18 protein-coding genes and 1 tRNA gene are annotated in these 18,676 nt (G+C 51.3%); 9 read left to right on the top strand and 10 right to left on the bottom strand.

All coding sequences use genetic code 11. The features are described from left to right. Positions 1-2 precede the first annotated feature (2 nt). Together lysS and tnpA are read left to right on the top strand one after the other, a co-directional pair. The gene (gene lysS, locus AC5JPW_RS22420) at positions 3-1,520 is read left to right on the top strand and encodes a lysine--tRNA ligase (protein WP_494243276.1); all 1,518 of its coding nucleotides are present in this window, start codon (positions 3-5) and stop codon (positions 1,518-1,520) included. 192 nt (positions 1,521-1,712) lie between these two features. Next, positions 1,713-2,171 (top strand): IS200/IS605 family transposase, encoded by a 459-nt coding sequence (tnpA, locus tag AC5JPW_RS22415; RefSeq protein WP_494238354.1) that lies wholly within the window; start codon positions 1,713-1,715, stop codon positions 2,169-2,171. A 107-nt stretch (positions 2,172-2,278) separates the two neighbouring features. Here the strand turns inward: tnpA and idi are convergent, their stop codons facing one another. The 4 genes from idi to AC5JPW_RS22395 all read right to left on the bottom strand — a co-directional run bounded on the left by idi (position 2,279) and on the right by AC5JPW_RS22395 (position 5,729). Continuing rightward, positions 2,279-2,830 (bottom strand): isopentenyl-diphosphate Delta-isomerase, encoded by a 552-nt coding sequence (gene idi, locus AC5JPW_RS22410; RefSeq protein WP_494243275.1) that lies wholly within the window; start codon positions 2,828-2,830, stop codon positions 2,279-2,281. Positions 2,831-2,905: 75 nt separating this feature from the next. Next, positions 2,906-3,622, bottom strand: a complete 717-nt coding sequence (locus AC5JPW_RS22405) for a DUF554 domain-containing protein (protein WP_494243274.1) — start codon at positions 3,620-3,622, stop codon at positions 2,906-2,908. Between the two features lie 15 nt (positions 3,623-3,637). Further along, on the bottom strand, positions 3,638-4,225 hold the full coding sequence (locus AC5JPW_RS22400; protein WP_494243273.1) for a UbiX family flavin prenyltransferase: 588 nt from the start codon (positions 4,223-4,225) through the stop codon (positions 3,638-3,640). A 10-nt stretch (positions 4,226-4,235) separates the two neighbouring features. Beyond that, the gene (locus AC5JPW_RS22395; protein ID WP_494243272.1) at positions 4,236-5,729 is read right to left on the bottom strand and encodes a UbiD family decarboxylase; all 1,494 of its coding nucleotides are present in this window, start codon (positions 5,727-5,729) and stop codon (positions 4,236-4,238) included. Between the two features lie 219 nt (positions 5,730-5,948). Here AC5JPW_RS22395 and AC5JPW_RS22390 point away from each other — a divergent pair, with 219 nt between their 5' ends. The 3 genes from AC5JPW_RS22390 (at position 5,949) to AC5JPW_RS22380 (ending at position 7,799) form a co-directional block, all read left to right on the top strand. After that, on the top strand, positions 5,949-6,848 hold the full coding sequence (locus AC5JPW_RS22390; protein WP_494243271.1) for a LysR family transcriptional regulator: 900 nt from the start codon (positions 5,949-5,951) through the stop codon (positions 6,846-6,848). A gap of 82 nt (positions 6,849-6,930) precedes the next feature. Then, entirely contained in the window at positions 6,931-7,632 is a 702-nt protein-coding gene (gene actS, locus AC5JPW_RS22385; RefSeq protein WP_494243270.1) for an amidase activator ActS, read from the top strand. A 93-nt stretch (positions 7,633-7,725) separates the two neighbouring features. Then, positions 7,726-7,799, top strand: a tRNA-Gly gene (locus AC5JPW_RS22380). A 93-nt stretch (positions 7,800-7,892) separates the two neighbouring features. Here the strand turns inward: AC5JPW_RS22380 and AC5JPW_RS22375 are convergent. From AC5JPW_RS22375 to AC5JPW_RS22365, 3 genes are all read right to left on the bottom strand, one after another. After that, the gene (locus AC5JPW_RS22375; RefSeq protein ID WP_494243269.1) at positions 7,893-9,572 is read right to left on the bottom strand and encodes a glycoside hydrolase family 43 protein; all 1,680 of its coding nucleotides are present in this window, start codon (positions 9,570-9,572) and stop codon (positions 7,893-7,895) included. Positions 9,573-9,627: 55 nt separating this feature from the next. Beyond that, complete coding sequence (locus AC5JPW_RS22370) at positions 9,628-11,067, bottom strand: MFS transporter (protein ID WP_494243925.1); 1,440 nt, start codon at positions 11,065-11,067, stop codon at positions 9,628-9,630. A 352-nt stretch (positions 11,068-11,419) separates the two neighbouring features. After that, entirely contained in the window at positions 11,420-11,950 is a 531-nt protein-coding gene (locus AC5JPW_RS22365) for a GNAT family N-acetyltransferase (protein ID WP_494243268.1), read from the bottom strand. Positions 11,951-12,119: 169 nt separating this feature from the next. Here AC5JPW_RS22365 and AC5JPW_RS22360 point away from each other — a divergent pair, with 169 nt between their 5' ends. Further along, positions 12,120-12,419, top strand: coding sequence for a cupin domain-containing protein (locus tag AC5JPW_RS22360; protein ID WP_494243267.1), 300 nt, complete (start codon positions 12,120-12,122; stop codon positions 12,417-12,419). Positions 12,420-12,437: 18 nt separating this feature from the next. Here AC5JPW_RS22360 and AC5JPW_RS22355 read toward each other — a convergent pair whose 3' ends face one another. Then, positions 12,438-13,070 (bottom strand): ECs1377 family protein, encoded by a 633-nt coding sequence (locus AC5JPW_RS22355; protein WP_494243266.1) that lies wholly within the window; start codon positions 13,068-13,070, stop codon positions 12,438-12,440. A 64-nt stretch (positions 13,071-13,134) separates the two neighbouring features. Then, the gene (locus AC5JPW_RS22350) at positions 13,135-16,011 is read right to left on the bottom strand and encodes a two-component regulator propeller domain-containing protein (RefSeq protein ID WP_494243265.1); all 2,877 of its coding nucleotides are present in this window, start codon (positions 16,009-16,011) and stop codon (positions 13,135-13,137) included. 508 nt (positions 16,012-16,519) lie between these two features. On the opposite strand from AC5JPW_RS22350, the gene AC5JPW_RS22345 reads away from it, so the two are divergent. The 3 genes from AC5JPW_RS22345 to AC5JPW_RS22335 are packed head-to-tail and all read left to right on the top strand — an operon-like array spanning position 16,520 to position 17,714. Next, complete coding sequence (locus tag AC5JPW_RS22345; protein ID WP_494243264.1) at positions 16,520-16,855, top strand: metalloregulator ArsR/SmtB family transcription factor; 336 nt, start codon at positions 16,520-16,522, stop codon at positions 16,853-16,855. Next, entirely contained in the window at positions 16,845-17,273 is a 429-nt protein-coding gene (locus tag AC5JPW_RS22340) for a YeeE/YedE family protein (RefSeq protein ID WP_494243263.1), read from the top strand. Before AC5JPW_RS22345 ends, AC5JPW_RS22340 begins: the two co-directional genes overlap by 11 nt. Before the next feature lie 21 nt (positions 17,274-17,294). Further along, on the top strand, positions 17,295-17,714 hold the full coding sequence (locus AC5JPW_RS22335; RefSeq protein ID WP_494243262.1) for a DUF6691 family protein: 420 nt from the start codon (positions 17,295-17,297) through the stop codon (positions 17,712-17,714). On the opposite strand, the gene AC5JPW_RS22330 is transcribed toward AC5JPW_RS22335, so the two are convergent. Then, a complete protein-coding gene (locus AC5JPW_RS22330; RefSeq protein ID WP_494243261.1) occupies positions 17,707-18,663 on the bottom strand; it encodes a YbgA family protein in 957 nt (318 codons plus the stop codon). The two genes, AC5JPW_RS22335 and AC5JPW_RS22330, sit on opposite strands and share 8 nt — an antisense overlap. Positions 18,664-18,676 lie beyond the last annotated feature (13 nt).

The raw sequence follows: 18,676 nt of genomic DNA, 5'->3' as shown, positions 1-18,676 counted from the left end.
ACATGTCTGAACAACACGCACAGGGCGCTGACGCGGCAGTCGATCTTAATAATGAACTGAAAACCCGCCGCGAGAAGCTGGCACACCTGCGTGAGCAAGGTCTGCCGTTCCCGAACGATTTTCGCCGTGACCATACTTCTGACCAACTGCATGCTGACTTCGATGGTAAAGAAAACGAAGAGCTGGAAGCGCTGAACATCGAAGTGGCCGTTGCTGGCCGCATGATGACCCGCCGTATTATGGGGAAAGCGTCTTTCGTTACGCTGCAGGATGTCGGCGGCCGCATTCAGCTGTACGTTGCCCGTGACGATCTGCCGGAAGGCATCTACAACGAGCAGTTCAAGAAGTGGGATCTGGGCGATATCCTCGGCGCGAAAGGCAAGCTGTTCAAGACCAAAACTGGCGAGCTGTCTATCCACTGTACCGAACTGCGTCTTCTGACCAAAGCACTGCGCCCGCTGCCGGACAAATTCCACGGCCTGCAGGATCAGGAAGCGCGTTATCGTCAGCGTTATCTGGATCTCATCTCCAACGATGAATCCCGCAACACCTTTAAAGTGCGTTCCAAAATCATGGCCGGCATTCGCCAGTTCATGGTGAACCGCGACTTTATGGAAGTGGAAACCCCGATGATGCAGGTGATCCCTGGCGGCGCGTCTGCGCGTCCGTTCATCACCCATCACAACGCGCTGGATCTGGACATGTACCTGCGTATCGCGCCGGAACTGTACCTCAAGCGTCTGGTGGTTGGCGGCTTCGATCGTGTATTCGAGATCAACCGTAACTTCCGTAACGAAGGTATCTCCGTTCGCCACAACCCTGAGTTCACCATGATGGAACTCTATATGGCGTACGCGGATTACAAAGATCTGATCGAACTGACGGAATCGCTGTTCCGTACCCTGGCGCAGGACATTCTGGGTAAAACCGAAGTCCCTTACGGCGACGAAGTGTTTGATTTCGGTAAGCCATTCGAAAAACTGACCATGCGTGAAGCGATTCAGAAATACCGTCCGGAAACCAACATGGCGGATCTGGATAACTTCGACTCAGCGAAAGCCATTGCAGAAAGCATCGGCATCAAAGTTGAGAAAAGCTGGGGTCTGGGCCGTACCGTGACCGAGATCTTCGAAGAAGTGGCCGAAGCGCACCTGATTCAGCCGACTTTCATCACCGAATACCCGGCAGAGGTTTCTCCGCTGGCGCGCCGTAACGACGTGAACCCGGAAATCACTGACCGCTTCGAATTCTTCATCGGTGGTCGTGAAATCGGTAACGGCTTTAGCGAGCTGAACGATGCGGAAGATCAGGCGCAACGCTTCCAGGATCAGGTTAACGCGAAAGATGCGGGCGATGATGAAGCGATGTTCTACGACGAAGATTACGTGACCGCGCTGGAACATGGTCTGCCGCCGACAGCGGGCCTGGGCATTGGTATCGACCGTATGGTTATGCTGTTCACTAACAGCCACACCATCCGTGACGTGATCCTCTTCCCGGCGATGCGTCCGGTAAAATAAGTCGCTAAGACGTGAATAAGCCCCGGCGTGAAAACGCGGGGCTTTTTTGTCTATAGAAAACCCCCAGCTAGGCTGGGGGTTCAGTAAAGCTTTCAGCTTTGAGCCGGATATAAAAACCCCTTTTGATTTGTTAAAACATCTTTGCGGTCTGGCAACTGCAAAAGTTAAACAAGAAATCAAAAGGGGGTCCCAATGGGGGACGAAAAGAGCTTAGCGCACACCCGATGGAACTGTAAATATCACATAGTCTTTGCGCCCAAATACCGCCGACAGGTGTTTTATGGGGAGAAACGCAGAGCAATAGGCGGCATATTAAGAAAGCTATGTGAATGGAAAAACGTCCATATTCTAGAAGCAGAATGCTGTACGGATCACATTCATATGCTTCTGGAAATCCCACCGAAGATGAGTGTGTCGGGGTTCATGGGGTATCTGAAAGGCAAAAGCAGTCTGATGCTTTATGAGCAGTTTGGGGATTTGAAATTCAAGTACAGAAACAGGGAGTTCTGGTGCCGTGGGTACTACGTAGACACGGTGGGTAAGAACACGGCAAAGATACAGGAATACATAAAGCACCAGCTTGAAGAGGATAAGATGGGGGAGCAGTTATCGATCCCTTATCCGGGCAGCCCGTTTACGGGCCGTAAGTAGCGAAGTCTGATGCAAATGTCAGATCGTATGCGCCTGTTAGGGCGCGGCTGGTAACAGAGCCTTATAGGCGCATTTGAAAAACCTCCGGCTATGCCGGAGGATATTTATTATTGCCTTACGCTGGCTGAAAACTGACGAAGCGCCTCTTTTGCGCTGGCGGCTTCCAGCGCCATCCACGGGCTAAAGGCCCAGGGCGTGGCCTCTAACGCGCTCAGCAGATCGCCAAGCTTAACCCACTGGTATTCCATCACTTCATCGGCATTGATGATGACGGGCGTGATGACTTGTGCAGCAAAGACCGGGCAGATTTCATTTTCAACGATCCCTGAAGGATCGGTTTCGCGATAGCGGAAACCCGGCGCGATAGGGGTGATATCGATTATCTCCACACCGGCTTCAAAACGGCAACGACGCACAATCGCCTGCTCGACGGTTTCACCCTGCTGCGGGTGACCACAGACGGAGTTGGTCCAGACGCCAGGCCAGGCTTTTTTACTCATGGCCCGGCGCGTCACCAGGCATTGACCTTGAGCATTGAAAAGCCAGGATGAGAAGGCCAGATGCAATGGGGTATCTGATGTGTGGGCGGTGTACTTCTCCTGCGTGCCGATTTCCTGTCCCTGATCGTTGAGTAATATGACGTGTTCTTGAATGACCATTCCAGCTCCAGCTCTTGAAACGCCGAATGGCGCTACAGGTAGCGCCACCAGACGAGCAGATGATTATATCAACAATCAGGCAAAGAGTTTGGCCCAAAGGGCTGAAAACGGCATGACCAGCAACAATCCGGGCAGCATATTGGCGACCGGGAAGGGTTTGATGTTGCAGATGCGTAACCCGGTTGCCACCATGATGAGCCCGCCTGCGCAGGAGAAATCCGCCATCATATCGGGTGTGATCATGTGCAGGATATAAACGGCAATCGTCGCCAGTGCGACCTGCACAATCACCAGCGGAATACCGATGGTCATTACGGAGAAACCGAGCATGGTGGCAAAAATGGCGGCAGTGAACAAATCCAGTACCGTCTTGATGTACAGAATGGACGGATCGCCAGTCATGCCTTCATGCATCGCCCCGAAAATACCCGTGCCACTGGCGCAAAACAGCACCAGAATAGCGACGAATTTTTCCGTAAACTCGTCATGCGTCAGCCCTTGTACCGGTGGGAAAATACGGTTGATCAAGCCGCGCGTTGAGCCTGCCGCCTTACCAATCTGTTTTTCCAGGAAGAAAACTTCCCCGATAACTGCCCCCAGCACCATTGCCAGTACCACGGCGGGCATAAACTTCACTTTGATGACCAGGTTGATGCCAAGGCCAATCGAGCACAAACCAAAGGTCAGCGGCAGCGCGAGTTTGACGCGTTCCGGAATGCGGGTGCCAACAACGGAGCCCAGCAGGCCGCCGATAATGACCGCTCCGCCATTCACATAAGGTCCAATTAACATACAAAATCCCAGGTGTTATGCGCGATGAAGCAGGTGGCCCTCGCCCCAGCGCGGAATGTTTTTAACATCAATATCGAACAGATCCAGCGCCCGACTGACGCTGTGAGTGATGATTTCATCGGCGGTTTGCGGACGTTGATAAAGCGCCGGAACCGGCGGGAAGATAATCCCGCCCATTTCAGTCACCGCCTGCATATTACGGATGTGCCCCAGGTTCAGCGGTGTCTCGCGAGCCAGTAGCACCAGACGACGGCGCTCCTTAAGCACCACGTCGGCGGCCCGTGTCAGCAGATTATCCGTCAGACAATGGGCAATCGAACCGAGCGAGCGCATCGAGCAAGGGGCAACCAGCATGCCCAGCGTCTTAAATGAACCACTGGATATCGAGGCCCCCAAATTGCCGATGGGGTGTACCACATCCGCCAGTGCCATAACCTCATCCAGCCGATAATCCGTCTCCAGCTCGCAGGTTTTTTCCGCCCCTTTTGATACCACCAGATGGACTTCGAGATCCTGCCCGCGCAAAAGCTCAAGCGCCTTTACGCCATACTGAAAACCAGAAGCACCGCTAATGCCGACAATGATGCGTCGAGATGTGGTCACCGTTATCCCCTTATTCGAAATCAGGCAGGAAGCGTTTTACATCGACCTCTTTGAACTTCGAACGCTCAAAGTGGCTTTTCAAATGGAACGGAACCGTACAGTCAAAAATGGTTTTACAGGAAGTACCCTGCTGCAGAATGCTCGGGCTGTATTCCGGCACCTGAGACGGATCGAGCGGATGGCAACGCACGCCAGGAATGGTGATGGTGTCTACATCGCCCTGGTAGCGGGTCTGCATCGCCCACAGCACATCGTCGCTGTCGAAAATGTCCACGTCTTCGTCCACCAGAATCACATGTTTCAGTTCCGGGAATGCGGCGAAGGCCAGCAGTGCTGCCTGACGCTGGCGGCCTTCATCGACAGCCGCCGCTTTTTTGAATTGCATGACTGCCAGCAGTTTGCCGCCGCCTGCGGAGTGGGCAAACACGTTCAGCAGTTTGCCCGGCATGGCACGGCCTACCATGTCCAGAATGCTGGCTTCGGTCGGGATACCCGCCATGTTGACGTGTTCTTCACCTGGACCTACGGTGGTGCGCCAGATGGGGTTGTAGCGATGGGTGACCGCTTTCACTTTGATGATGGGCAGGGCATCTTTCGCCTCACCGGTATAGCCAGGGAATTCCGGCATCGCTTTGCCGGTATCGGTGTTCTGGTCTTCGCGGACGCGGACGTTTGGCAGCAGTTCGCCTTCAATGACTATCTCGGCATGTGCAATGGCTTTTTCGTTGATGGTTTTACACTGCACCATTTCAACCGCATGGCCACGCAGCGCCCCGGCAACGCTCAGTTCGTCGTAACCGAGCGGGGTGGTGGGCGGCTCGAAACAGGCAGCGATTTCAATCGCCGGATCCACGCCAATACTGATGGAGATAGGCAGCGGTTTACCCGCAGCTTCTGCCTTCATGCGGAAAGCATCAATGTGGCGACCCGGTGTCAGCCACATGGAGAGTTCATCGCGGCTCTGCACGCACAGGCGGTGAATGGTGATGTCCGACTCATGGGTTTGTGGGTCTGAGGCGTAGCAAAGCCCCATGGTGATGTACGGACCCGCATCTTCTTCGGTATTGGTCGGCGCAGGTAGCAGGGTACGCAGATCGAACCCCGCGTCGGTGGCCAGATGGACCACTTCCTGGCAGACGGCGTTGTCCTGGCTCAGCACGGGCGGAATCGGGTTTTGCACGGAATCTTTCAGCAGGTGGCCGAGTTTTTCCGGCGGGCAGTTCAGAAAGTGGCTGACACGTTTGCGTGAGCCGTTAATGCCAATTGCCACGCTGATGTCATGAAAGCCTTTAATTTTATTAAAGACCATCACCGGGCCGTTTTTACGCGTCGGGCGCTGGCAGGTACCACCGGCACCCACGTAACGATACACACCGGAAAGCTCAGCATGCGGATCGACTTCAGTGTCGGTTTCCACATATTCGCCGGGCAGGGTTTTCAATAATTCGAGAGCAGAACGTAAATCGTGAACATCATGCGGATGCTTATTATCTGAATGTGACATAGCGAGTTCCATCTAAAATAAGAGAATGAATGTCTGCACCTACCTTATTTTTGCCGGAGAGGTAAAACAAATACCGTTTTCCTGATTCAGCCCATATCAAAAAAGTACTCTTTACCAGTTTGTTAAATACTTTTGTATTAATTGCGATTTCACGAGGCGCTTTTCCTTTGCGAAGTGAAGTGTGATACTGAGCGCCTCATCGTGACGAGGGAAATTCGTATGGATCTGAAAAGACTGCGTTATTTTTGCCGCGTGGTGGAGCAGGGGTCAGTAAGCCAGGCGGCGAAAGTGCTGAACATGGCTCAGCCGCCGCTCAGTAAGCGCATCCAGGAACTGGAAGAAGAACTCGACGTCGCCCTTTTTACCCGTCAGGGAAATCGTATTGAACCCACCGATGCCGGTTATTTTCTTTATCGTAAAGCCTGTGAAATATTACGTGATGTGGAAGACACTGCGCGAGAAACCGTCGCGATTGCGAATAAAGAAAAATTCCAGTTAAGAATTGGTTTAACGCATCTTTTTCAATCCTATTTCAAACCGCTTTTGCTGGAGTTATATAAACGTAATCCCCATGCAGAAATAAATATCTCGGTTACCGATTCCAGCCATTTAGAGACGATGCTGAATGAAGGGACCATTGATCTGGCTATGATTCAGCGCCCTTATCGCAGCGAAGGGTTTGATTTTGTCTCCTTTGATCCGGTCAGGCTGGTGGCGGTGATCAGCAAAAAATGCCTGCCAGAGTGTCCGCCATCCCCCTTTGATTACCAGGCTCTGGCCGCTTTCCCGCTGGTGCTACTGCATCGGGCAAAAGATTCCGGCACCTACGAGATGTTGATTGATCTCTTTCGCAAGGCGGGCGGCAATCCGAAAGTCATCATGCACATCACTCAGCCGGGCGTGATTCTGGAGTGGCTGGAGTCAGGGCTGGCGGCGGCCACGCTGTTGCCGTCATCAGAAGTGGATGCGACCAGGCTCAGCCACTGCCATGTGGTTGAAGTTTTCCCGTCACCGCAGGTGTTCTACCCGGCATTGGTCAAAATCCCGGCGACGAACTGGTTGCCAGAAATTATGGAAATTATCGCCCAGGGTTATCCCTTTGCCCTTCAGGATCACTGAAAGGTTGGCATCCCGCCGCTGGCTGCTAAACTAAGACGCCATTTATTTTCGTTGAGGATCGGTTGTGCGCGCAGGAAGCCTGATGAGAAGTCCTTTTCACGTTGTCAGTTGTCTGGTCATTGCTCTGTTACTGGCAGGATGTGCCGGGAGCAAATCGTCCGGCGACGTTTACACGGTAAAACGTGGGGACACGCTGTATAAAATTTCCCGCCAGACCGGCACCAGCGTCAGCGATCTTGCCCGACTCAACGGAATTTCACCGCCGTACACCATTGAAGTGGGACAGCAGTTGAAGCTCAACAGCGGCTCTAAATCCTCTTCCAAAGGCTCGACCAAAACGGCCAAAGTGGTGCCATCCTCCGCTGTTCCCCAATCGTCCTGGCCGCCGGTGGGGCAACGCTGCTGGCGCTGGCCAACGACGGGGAAAGTGGTGATGGGTTACACCACCTCTGAAGGCGGCAACAAGGGGATTGATATTGCAGGCCAACGCGGGCAGGCCGTTTACGCCGCCGGTGCAGGGAAGGTGGTCTACGCCGGAAACCAGCTGCGCGGTTACGGTAATCTCATCATGATCAAGCACAGCGAAGAGTACATTACGGCTTACGCGCACAATGATTCTATCCTTGTGAACAACGGCGAGAGCGTGAAGATAGGGCAGAAGATTGCCACTATGGGCAGCACGGACAGTGATTCGATTCGCTTACACTTCCAGATTCGCTACAAGGCGACTGCAATCGATCCGCTGCGTTATCTGCCGCCGCAGGGCAGTCCGCCGAAGTGTTAATGTCTGATGCTAAGCGACTAATTTATGGTCAGTTAGTCGCTTAATGTCTTGCCAGGCAGCGAGTTAGGTCTATAATGCCTGTCACACACCGAAGCGGGTGTAGTTCAATGGTAGAACGAGAGCTTCCCAAGCTCTATACGAGGGTTCGATTCCCTTCACCCGCTCCAGCATATTCACGTACACCACACTTCTTAACCTTTCCCTGATTCCGGCTCCCGATAATTTCGCAGGGTAAAGCTATTCTCATGTCATGAAGACTGTCAGAACTGGCGCGTTTCGCTTGCCTTCCAGCTGTATGCGTCATTTGCCACTAACGAGTCACCCAACTCCTGATAACTGAAGTCATAAAATTCTGCCTCGGCACCATAACCTGAATAGTCTACCGCCGCGAGGCCCACGAACGCGCCGGTGAAGAACCCACCGTAACTTTGCAGAACGTAATCATCAGATAAAACGGCGGCATCAAATTTGACTGGGATTTCAGTGAAGCTGCGCCCATCAAAGCTATATTCGTAGGTATAACTTTCCTTACGCACTTTCGTGCGGAACCAGACATACTCGATACCTTCAGGGATCTTGATGGCGTCATCTTTCAGATACGACGTATATTTCCCACGGTTATTTTCCCCTGTTTCAATGACCGGGCCATTGATTTCATTCCAGGTGATGAAAATGAAACTCCAGTGACGGTCATTATAGTAATTCGTTAATCCCGCCATTTGTTGATAAGAAAACGGGTTAAATTTAACTTTCACCTGAGCATCAAAATAAAAGGCTTGCCAACGGCGGGCAATAAGCGACAGGTCATGCGTATTCGCCAGAGAACCTTGACCCGTTAACGTCAATTTTCCATCACCTGTTGTTCCCATTTTTTCTGTGAACGGTACCCGGAGTGTATTCCAGTTGATATCAAGGGTTGGTGTTGTAAATGTATCGTGCTGGCTATGATCTTTGGGGCTTTCAGTGAAAATGGCATCTTCTGGCCCTGCCACGAATGTTTTTCCCCCGTGACCGCCTTCGATATGGGGCCAGCCATCATTATCCCAGAACACTTTTTGGATAGACGTTTCTCTACCCAGCGATGACCAACCTCGCGGGTCATAAACCGATTCACCCGCATGATTCCACGGGCGAGCGCAAAGGGAGGCGTAGTACCATTCTCCTTTTGGCGTTGAGACCAAAGAGCCATGCCCTTGTTTTTGCAGGTAACTGTCTGGTGTATCTACGTTAGTCAGGAACACATCCCCTGGCTGGGTTTCAAAACTGTGCGCATCCAGGTTTTTTGAACGTGCAACAACTTCCTGGTGAGTAAATACGGTTCCGCCCTGAGCGGCGAAAAGGTAGTAGTATCCGTTCAGTTTGTAGAGATGGGGACCCTCAACAAGCGCAACGGCGGTGCCTCTATAAATCGTACGCGCGGTTTCTGGTTTTAATTTCAGAGTCTTTGCATCAAATTCAGTTAACGTGATGCCATCAAAAGGATGGTGGTACTCACGATGGTCCCAGGTTTGTTGGACTAAGTATTTACGACCATCTTCGTCATGGAAAAGAGAAGCATCGAAACCGACGCCATTAAGTTTAATGGGATCTGACCAGGGACCACGTATATCTGTTGCAGTGGTCAGGTAGTTGGTCATGTCTTTAAAGGCGCCTTCGGTGATTTTCACATCGGTATAAACCAACCAGAATTTACCGTCAGCATAAGAGAGAGCCGGTGCCCAAATCCCACCTGATGAAGGGTTTCCTTTCATGTCTAAAAGCGTTGTTGTGGACAAAGGGCTCGGGAGAAGATTCCAGTGCTGAAGATCTTTAGATTCGTGTAACCGAACGCCAGGAAACCATTCAAAGGTCGAATTCGCAATATAGTAAGTGTCTTTTACACGGATAATACTCGGGTCTGCATTAAATCCAGGGAGTACAGGGTTTTGAATAACTGACATGTTATTAATCCTTTTTTAATTTTGATTTTTAAAAGGTTTTAAGTGAGTTTTAAAACTATACGCGTATCTCATCAAGTTGCCGGTTAATGTCTTCAACATTCTTGTCTGAGATGGGGTAAAAATGAATAGCGAACATGGATACAACGGCTAAAACAATGGGAATCCAAATTGCTGTCATATTTATTCCTGCGATAGCATTGGCATGCTGATAGGCACTTTTTTCGTTAAAGCCGTAACCCGCCAGTAACCAAAGGGGGAGTGCACCGCCAAGCGTAAAACCGATCTTGAAGAAAATACCCATAATGGCATTAATGATTGCGGCATTTCGCTTACCTGATTTCAGTTCGCCATAAGCAATTACTTCAGGAACCAATGCCCACATGAATCCGGTCGCTGATGTTAAGCCCCATTGCTTAATAAATGTCGCGATGTAAGCCAGCCAGAGCGCATCATGCATTCCATCGAGTGACCAGGCATAGGTCAGTAACTCACCTACAATAAACATGCCTAAGAAAAGATGGAAGAACCCTTTTTTACCGAAAAACTTTTTGAGTTTCGGCCAGAAAACCGGAAATAAAATACCCGGAATTGAGGCGACAAGGCCAACAGCCCCCATCCACTCAGAATGGCCGACAACATACTGATTGAAAAATCCATTAGCCGTATTCATGACAAACATGAAGGTAAAGGCCAACATGAAGAAAAAGCCCAGAACAACAAGGGGCTTGTTATTCTTAAGCTCAAGAAACAGATCCATAGTTTTTACGTTGGCCGTTTGCTCTGCCGTCGCGACAACACGTTCTTTTGTTAATTTATAACAGAGGAAAAGTGCGACAGCCCCTATCACCATATAAATGGAGTAAACGCCGAACCAGGCATAGTTAGCCGATGGGTCGGTATAGTTCCCCATATTGAGCTTAAGCCCAAAAAAGCCGGTGTCCTTGAGGCCTCGATCTTTTGGGGCGGCCATTTGTACAAACATCGGGAATAAGGTGTAGACAAGCAGATTGGCACTGTTAGCCAGCATCATTCTGGTACTGGTAAGTTTATCAATAGATTCAGGATCTCTTGTCAATGAAGCATTAAGAGAGCCGTAAGGAATATTTACCACGGAATAAACCAAATCCAGTGCCAGGTAAATAATAAAGGCATAAGGAACAGAGCCTCTGACGCCAGGAATAGGTGCAAAAAGTAGAGCAGAAAGAATCACGAGTGGGATGCCGGCTCTTAAAAGCCAGGGGCGATATTTCCCGGCATTCGAGGTTCTTTTGTCAACATAGGTTCCTACCATGGGATCCCAGACAACGTTGATGATGCGGACAAAAAGAAAAATAAACCCTGCGGTTGCTGTGCTAATGGTATTTACGGTCAACATGTGAAGAGCAAGAAACCCACCAATAGTACCAAAAACAAGGTTTTGCGCAAAATCACCCATGCCATAACCAATACGCTCACCACGCGTTAATATATGATATTCATCATGTCGATTTTGAATTATTTCTGTACTCATTTAATCACATCTCCAGTTTCTTGTGTAAATGTGGAGTACTTTCTGACATAGATTATCTTGTGAATCTATTACGTTTTTATATTAATTAATTATGTTTTTTTACTCCTGTGATCGTGGGGGCTGTGGTGTAATTTTGATTACGATTACAAAATTTTGTTGATAACGCCGGCGTCACTACAGGACGGTTTTTTTTGCGAGATACTTCACAGTTGGGAATTCTCTTAATCACAGAATGAAATAACATAATTGAGCTGCTGGAAAAATACAGAGTTCGTCATAGTTATTTAATTTTCAATATCTGGATTTCAGAATTCATTATGCTTGCTTATTTCGAGCATTATCTTCCCCGCCATTCGTGTGCTTTCAGCGTATACAGTAAACTGGGCTCTTCATCCGGTACGTCATCCACTTCTCCTACTCGTTTTAACCCGGCTTTCATCAGCACCTTTTGCGATGCCTCGTGATCCGGCCTGACCACACCCGAAATAGCATTTAGGTTAAGTTCCTCAAAACCATAGCGGACGGCGTAATGTGACAACTCCGTCGCCAGCCCTTTACCCCACGCTTCGGTAGAAAAGCGATACCCCAGATTATTAATGGTGATGTCGGCATAGGTACTGACGCTCAGCCCGCCAAAGCCAATCACCTTTTCTGGCGCGTCAGTTAACGAAATGGCCCACTGGCCGAAGGCGTATTTATCCCAGTGATGCAACCAGCGTGTCAGGACAGCCCTGGCATGGGCAATATCCGGATACGGGCCGGACGGGTTAAAGGTATTGGTCGCAGGGTCGCCGTAAATCCTGAACAGGTCATCAAGATCTGATGGTGTAACGGGGCGCAGGATCAGGCGCTCTGTTTGTGCATGCATTATGTTTCCCCTCCGTTAGTGGCGACTGATGTTATATCGCAACCAGTGGTCATTTTGCCAATTAACGGCTTTCTTCTTTCGTTGCTTAATGTAGACAAAATTGAGATTTGCGCTGCGGAGAATACATGTTATTACTCAGTAGGTTAAATTCAAAACAGGAGGGGAGTGAGTGGAAAGAGGTTCGCTTTTTGGCGTAGCTCAGAACCTGGATAAGGTCTGGAAATCGCAGGTGCTGGGTGAAGTGGGCGACGCAAAGGTCAAAGTGCTAAAGATGGGAGGGGAAGGTATCCCACCTGAAGTCCATGCCGATTTTGACGAGATGTTGATTGTCCTGGAAGGGGCGTTGCCGCTGGTAGTGAATGGAGTGCAGCATCACCTTGTGGCCGGTGATTACTGTCTGATACCGAAAGGTCAGGTGCACCATGTGCCCGCTGGCAGTGTCGGGATCTTAATGATTATCGACCGGTAAACTCGCCGCACATGCCGTCTACGTCGCTGTGTTCAAATACACCGGCACCCGTCGGATGGTTCCGGTCAGGTTGTCAAAAACCTCCACCTCCGCCGTGGCGATCGTCATGCCAGATTTTCGCAGTCGCTGCACATCTGCCGCAATACGCTGAATTCCGAACCAGAACAACCCGTCGAGTGCGGTAACCTGTAAGCCGCTTTCCAGAGCGAGCTTCAGACGCTCACGCGGGGCTTTAACTTCTTTGGCAATTTGCTGGAAGGGGGCTGCGGTTGTGCCTGCGGAGTCTTCCCGACGGATGCGGGTGGCCAGGCGGTACTGAAACTCATCAGGGATCTGACTCATGTCCGTTTTCAGGCTGTAGACGCAGCCAAACCGCTTACCGTTGAACAGTACGTTCTTCTGCCCGAGCTGAAATTCTTCGCGCAGCCCGGCAATCAGTTGCGGCGCGCGCGTCAGCAACAAGCGAAAAGGCAGCTCAAAGCTGGTGACGTAATCGACATTCAACAATGCGATGCGCAGACGCTCTTCCGCGCCTGCTTTTTGCTGCCGACACTCGTCCAGTACCTCTTGCCACTGGCGGGTGATATGCGCAGGCTCCCCGGCTTCCGTCAACGCGAACTTTTCAATCTGGTAGTCAATTTTCCCGGTCACCCTGGCATCCCTCTGGTTAATCGTGTGGACTGTAAAGTGTGGCGCTGACGCTCCGACTCACTGGCTAAATATGAAAGTGATCAGTGTTGTTATCCTCTTCAGCGGACCAGCATACCACTTTGTTCCTGCCGGTTTGCTTGGCGATATAGAGCGCGTGATCGGCCTGCTTAATGAGCGCATTGCTGTCGCTGGCCGTGGATGATTCTGCCAGCCCGAAGCTCGCGGTGACCTGTAGCCCTTCAGCAATATGACTGTTGTCCGTTTGCGACAGGGTAATTCTCAGTAGCTCACACACTTTCGTTGCTTGTTCGATAGGCATACGCGGGAAGAGCAGGGTAAATTCCTCACCGCCCCAGCGGGCGCTCAGCATGGATTCCTGCTGAGCGTTGCGCAGCATGTCGGCAATACTTTTCAGAACCTGATCGCCGACCACGTGCGACCAGCGATCGTTGATAAGTTTAAAGTGATCAATATCGAAGATGGCCAGCGTCAGCGGATAATCATTATCACGTGCATCATCAAAGCACAGCACCAGTTGTTCATCAAACACACGGCGGTTATCCAGTTTAGTCAGCTGATCTTCTCTGGCCTGGCGTTCGAAGATCTCTGCTTGTTCCTGCAGGGCCAGCGTTTTGGCTGTCACCAGTTTACGCAGTCGCTCTTCATTACGGTGCGCCTGGTTTAAGCGCCAGCGGAAGATCAGGAATACCGAAATCAGCAATATGAGTGCCAGAACGGTCTGGAATAACGGACGCTGCCAGATAAAGGGCTTGATCGTCAGGGTGATCGTCGTGGTGTCGCCATTCCAGTCGCTGCTTGGGTAACTGGCGGAAACATTAAAACGATATGTGCCAGGGGGCAGGTTGGTGTACTCCGCGGTGGTGATATTACCGCGATCGACCCATTGAGGATCAAAACCATCCAGTTTAGTGCGGTACAGAATGCGCTCCGGAAGCACATAACCGAGCCCTGAATAATCGATACGGATACGCGTCGTACCAGCAGGGTAGGTATAGTTATTGTCGAGAGGCGTAGTATTGCTCTCCACCGACTCTACCACCGGAATTAATCGTGTTTTGCTGAATTCAGCCAATCGTTCCGGGTTGACCATGACTGCGCCACGCGCTGTCGCCACCCAGATGCCGCCGTGTTTATCGAGGGTTGCGGCAGGCATGGAACCACCGTTGGCCTGGGCGCTGATCATGCCATCGCTTTCGCCAAAGTGAGTCACTTTCACCTGTTTCTTTCGACCTTCAATGACATCGGTAGCATCAGCCTTACTGATCCGGTTCATGCCACGGTTTGAACTCAGCCACAAATAGCCGAGCTTATCGGGGATGACCTGGAAAAGTTTGTCGATGGGAAGTCCCTCTTTGCGCCCGACCATGCCGATAGCGCCATCGCTTTTACGGTAACGAATCAGGCCACGGTCTGAAGTCATCCACATGTAGTCGGGTTCATTATAGAAACCGAAAACATACTCGGCATTTTCCATATTGGTGATATTGATATGCTCGAATTTTTCACCATCGAAAACGGATACACCGAGCCCGGTGCCGACCCAAATACGGCGCTGTTCATCTTCCTCAAGAGCCATAATAAAGCTGGCGGGTAGACCGTCCTCAGAGGAGTAGTTATGTAACGTCCCATCCGCACGCAGTACGCTCAGGCCAGAGGCGGTGCCAATCCACAGATTCTGCTGGCTGTCGGGAAGAATCGCGCGGATCTCATTACTGAGCAGACCATCCTTTTGCTGCAGTACCGCAGATAGTGTCCCGTCTTTCCAGTGCAGCAAGCCATCGGTGTAGGTTCCTACCCATACGCTGCCATCCGCCGCTTCCCCCAGGCTGAGCACTGAAGGCTGGGTGTGCTGATCCCAGTTGATTTGCTCGACTTTGCCATCACGAATGCGGTTCAGACCGGTGCTGCTACCTACCCAAATGCTGCCGTCTGAATGGGTCATCACGGTGCGAATGTAATCGCCGTTGAGCCCCTGACGGGTGCTAATGGTGATAAAAGGGGCACGACGCAGGCGGAGTAAACCGGAGTTAGTGCCAATCCAGATATTGTGTTCTTTATCCTGCAAAATGGCTTGAACACGGTTATGGACGATACCGTTATCAATATTAAGGTGTTCGAGTCCAAGCGCACTGAGACGAAAAATGCCATGGTTGATGGTGCCGAACCAGATATCCTGGCTGTTGTCCTGCATGATGGTGGACACCACCTCATTGGTGAGTTCCGGATGCAGCGGCACAAACGTTTCCCCCTCACGTTTCCAGACTCCTTTTTCAGTGCCGACCAGCAAGGTATTGTCAGCAGTGACCAGCAGGCTAAAAGCACGAACCTGAGGTAATCCGGTTGTTGGAGAGACACGCGTCGCGCGGCGGTGATTAATCTCGTAAAGCCCTTTATCGGTGGCGGCCCAGACGGTGCCCTGCGCATCCTCCACGCTTTTATTCACCGTGACATTGTCGATAACCCGTTCATCATGCAGAGCACTGACATCGTTGGCCGGGCGAAAGACCAGTCCCATACCGGGCATAGAGAGCCAGAGGTTGCCTTTGCTGTCGCATGTGGCCGAACCGATCATGGTTGGCGCGGGAGCATAGGGGTGCCATTGTCCATCTTTCCAGGACGAGATCCCACCGCGCGCCCCTGCAACCAACAGGCCGCCGTCTTGTCCTGCGATCAGAGCCAGGATACCGGAGTCGGGCAACCCGGTATCCCCGCCACGTTCAAATAGCTGGAAATTTTTACCGTTGTAACGGGCAAAACCTTCCCACGTACCAAACCACAGGTAACCTTCTTTGGTTTGCGCTATGGCATTGATACTGTTGTGAGGTAGGCCGTCTTTTGTCGACCAGGACTCAACGAAGTACTCGCTTAAGGCAGCAGGTGATTCTTGCGCCAGAAGCGAACCACTGAATAATATAATCAAACTAAAAAACAGAAAGCATAGGCCACGCTTAAACGCGTCGAGTTGTTTGTGCATAGTCATGAAAATAAATTAATCGCCCTTGGCTATACTGCGTTTCATCGTCGGTGTGGATGAGACTCAGCGCTGGACCTGCAAATGGGAAATGCCAGGTATATTTTCTTTTTTCGATTTATTTTTCGCGTAAAAAACTGTCGCCATTTTTTTGTTTTTGCATGTCGACCCCAGAGAGGCTTGTCCTCTGACATCTCGCGTGTCCCTGCATATAACGAGTGGAAGCATGCCACTGTTTTGTAACAGCTTAGAAGATAATGCGCCGTTATGTATTAACTTGTCTTCCTGTTTTTTTTCACAGGTCAGCCTGTCAGGTATTAACCACCCGGACACAGTGTTGCACGACTTAAAATGACCCTCTGCGTAGCTAAAATCAGACGTTCTGCTATACAATATGTGTCTTTATATTATATAAATATGTATATTGTTTTTTACTCTCTTATGCAGGATGTTTTCCATGCCCGGTTTTGATCCTCAACGTATGCGTGCGGCAGCTAAAAAAGCAGCCAATACATTGAAATCAATGGCGAATGAAGATCGCCTGTTGCTGCTCTGTCATTTAAGTCAGGGTGAGGCGTCGGTCAGCGAAATTGAAGCAGCCCTTGGCATATTACAGCCGACCTTGTCTCAGCAACTTGGAGTACTGCGCAGGCAGGAACTGGTTAAAACCCGTCGCGATGGAAAACAGATTTTTTATCAGGTAGCGGCACCGGATGTATTAGCGCTGTTGAATACGTTGTACGCACTTTACTGCCCGGGCGAAGAGGAGGGGGCTCAGAATAATGATCATTGATATGGCACATTTCACGCCGATCCCGAGTTTTATCGGTGGCCTGGCGATTGGCGCGGCAGCGGGGATCCTGATCCTCTTTTGTGGTCGGGTGGCGGGAATCAGTGGCATCCTGGGGGGCGTACTTTCCCGAGCGACGAAGGACAAAGGGTGGCGGGTTGCTTTTCTGTCAGGGATGGTGCTTGCGCCCCTGCTTTACCGTCTGTTTGCCCCTTTACCTGAAAGCCAGGTCACGACACCCTGGCCATTGTTGGTAGTGGCTGGTCTACTGGTGGGCGTCGGGACGCGTTATGGGTCCGGTTGTACCAGTGGACACGGTGTATGCGGATTATCCCGCCTTTCTTTGCGCTCTCTGGCGGCGACAGCCACCTTTATGGCAGTGGGCTTCGTTACGGTCTGGTTGATGGGATTCTGGCGCTAATCTGGCTACATGAGGAGCAATATGAATCGCTTTTTTGCGTTATTGGCAGGTATCGTGTTTGGTTTTGGGTTACTCATCAGTGGGATGGCAAACCCGCAGAAAGTCATTGGTTTTCTGGATATCACTCGCGTCTGGGATCCCTCACTGGCCTTTGTCATGGGGGGCGCTATCAGCGTAGGTTTTTTTGCCTTTCGGATGGCAAAGAAACGTACGCGTCCCGTGTGTGCGCAGGAGATGCAGTTGCCGACGGCTACCCACATTGACAGGCGCCTGCTGGGAGGCGCCGTTCTGTTCGGTATCGGATGGGGAATAGCAGGCATCTGCCCGGGGCCGGGGCTGGTCCTGCTGGGGGCAGGCTCAATAAATGGGGCGATTTTCGTCGCCGCCATGGTTGTGGGCATGCTGCTTTATCCGCTGCTGACGGTAAAAAAAACTAACTGACCGCCAGGCGCAATCCCAGGTTTTCGGGATAGGGGGAAAAGTAGTTCTGTGTCAGTAAATATTCATCCGGGTGCTCCGCCAGATAATGCTTTAGCAATGTCAGCGGAGCGAGAATCGGCAGCAGCCCGGTGCGGTAATTGATGATCACTTCGCGCAGCTCTGCACGCTGTCGGACAGAGAGCTTTTCGTGGAAATAGCCCTGAATGTGCATCAGCACGTTAGTGTGATTTTTGCGTGAGGCCGGATGCTTCAGGATATTCATTAACTTCTCCCGATAGGCGACGAAAAATGCCTCCAGATCATCCCACTCATGCAAGTGGGCGATGAACGGCCCAATTTCGCGATAGCCTGCCTGATGGTGCGCCAGCAGTTGCAGTTTGTAGCGACTGTGGAAGGCCAGCAGGGCATGGCGAGTCAAGCCGTTCGCCCGAAGGGTGTTTAGCTCGTGCAGCGCAAAAATGCGCTCGACAAAGTTTTCTCTGAGCACCGGGTCATGCAATCGTCCGTCTTCTTCCACCGGTAGCCACGGGTAGGCCTGCTGCATGGCGGCGGTGAACAACCCGTGCCCCTCTTTGCGACCGCGATTGCCGTTTTCATCGTACAGACGCACCCGTTCCATGCCGCAACTGGGGGATTTGGCACAGACGACAAAGCCATCCAGTTCCGCGACGCCAGGAAGATAATGTTCAGCGAAATGGGCCATTTTTTCAGTGACATCGTCATGCGGTGCATGGGTAAAACGCATGCGAGTGTCGTCTTCGATCTGCACCAGACGCAGTGCAGGACGAGGGACGGGCAGGCCAATCGCCATTTCCGGGCACACAGGTTTAAAGCTGACCCATTCGGCCAACGCATTCATCACGAAATCCATCCGTTTATGGCCGCCGTCGAAACGCACGGCAGAACCGGTCAGGCATGCACTGATGCCGAGTACAGGTTGAGTATTCATAAGTATCCTCCTG

It is taken from the genome of Phytobacter sp., from assembly GCF_059074235.1.
This window is presented reverse-complemented; position numbering and strand designations above follow the sequence as displayed.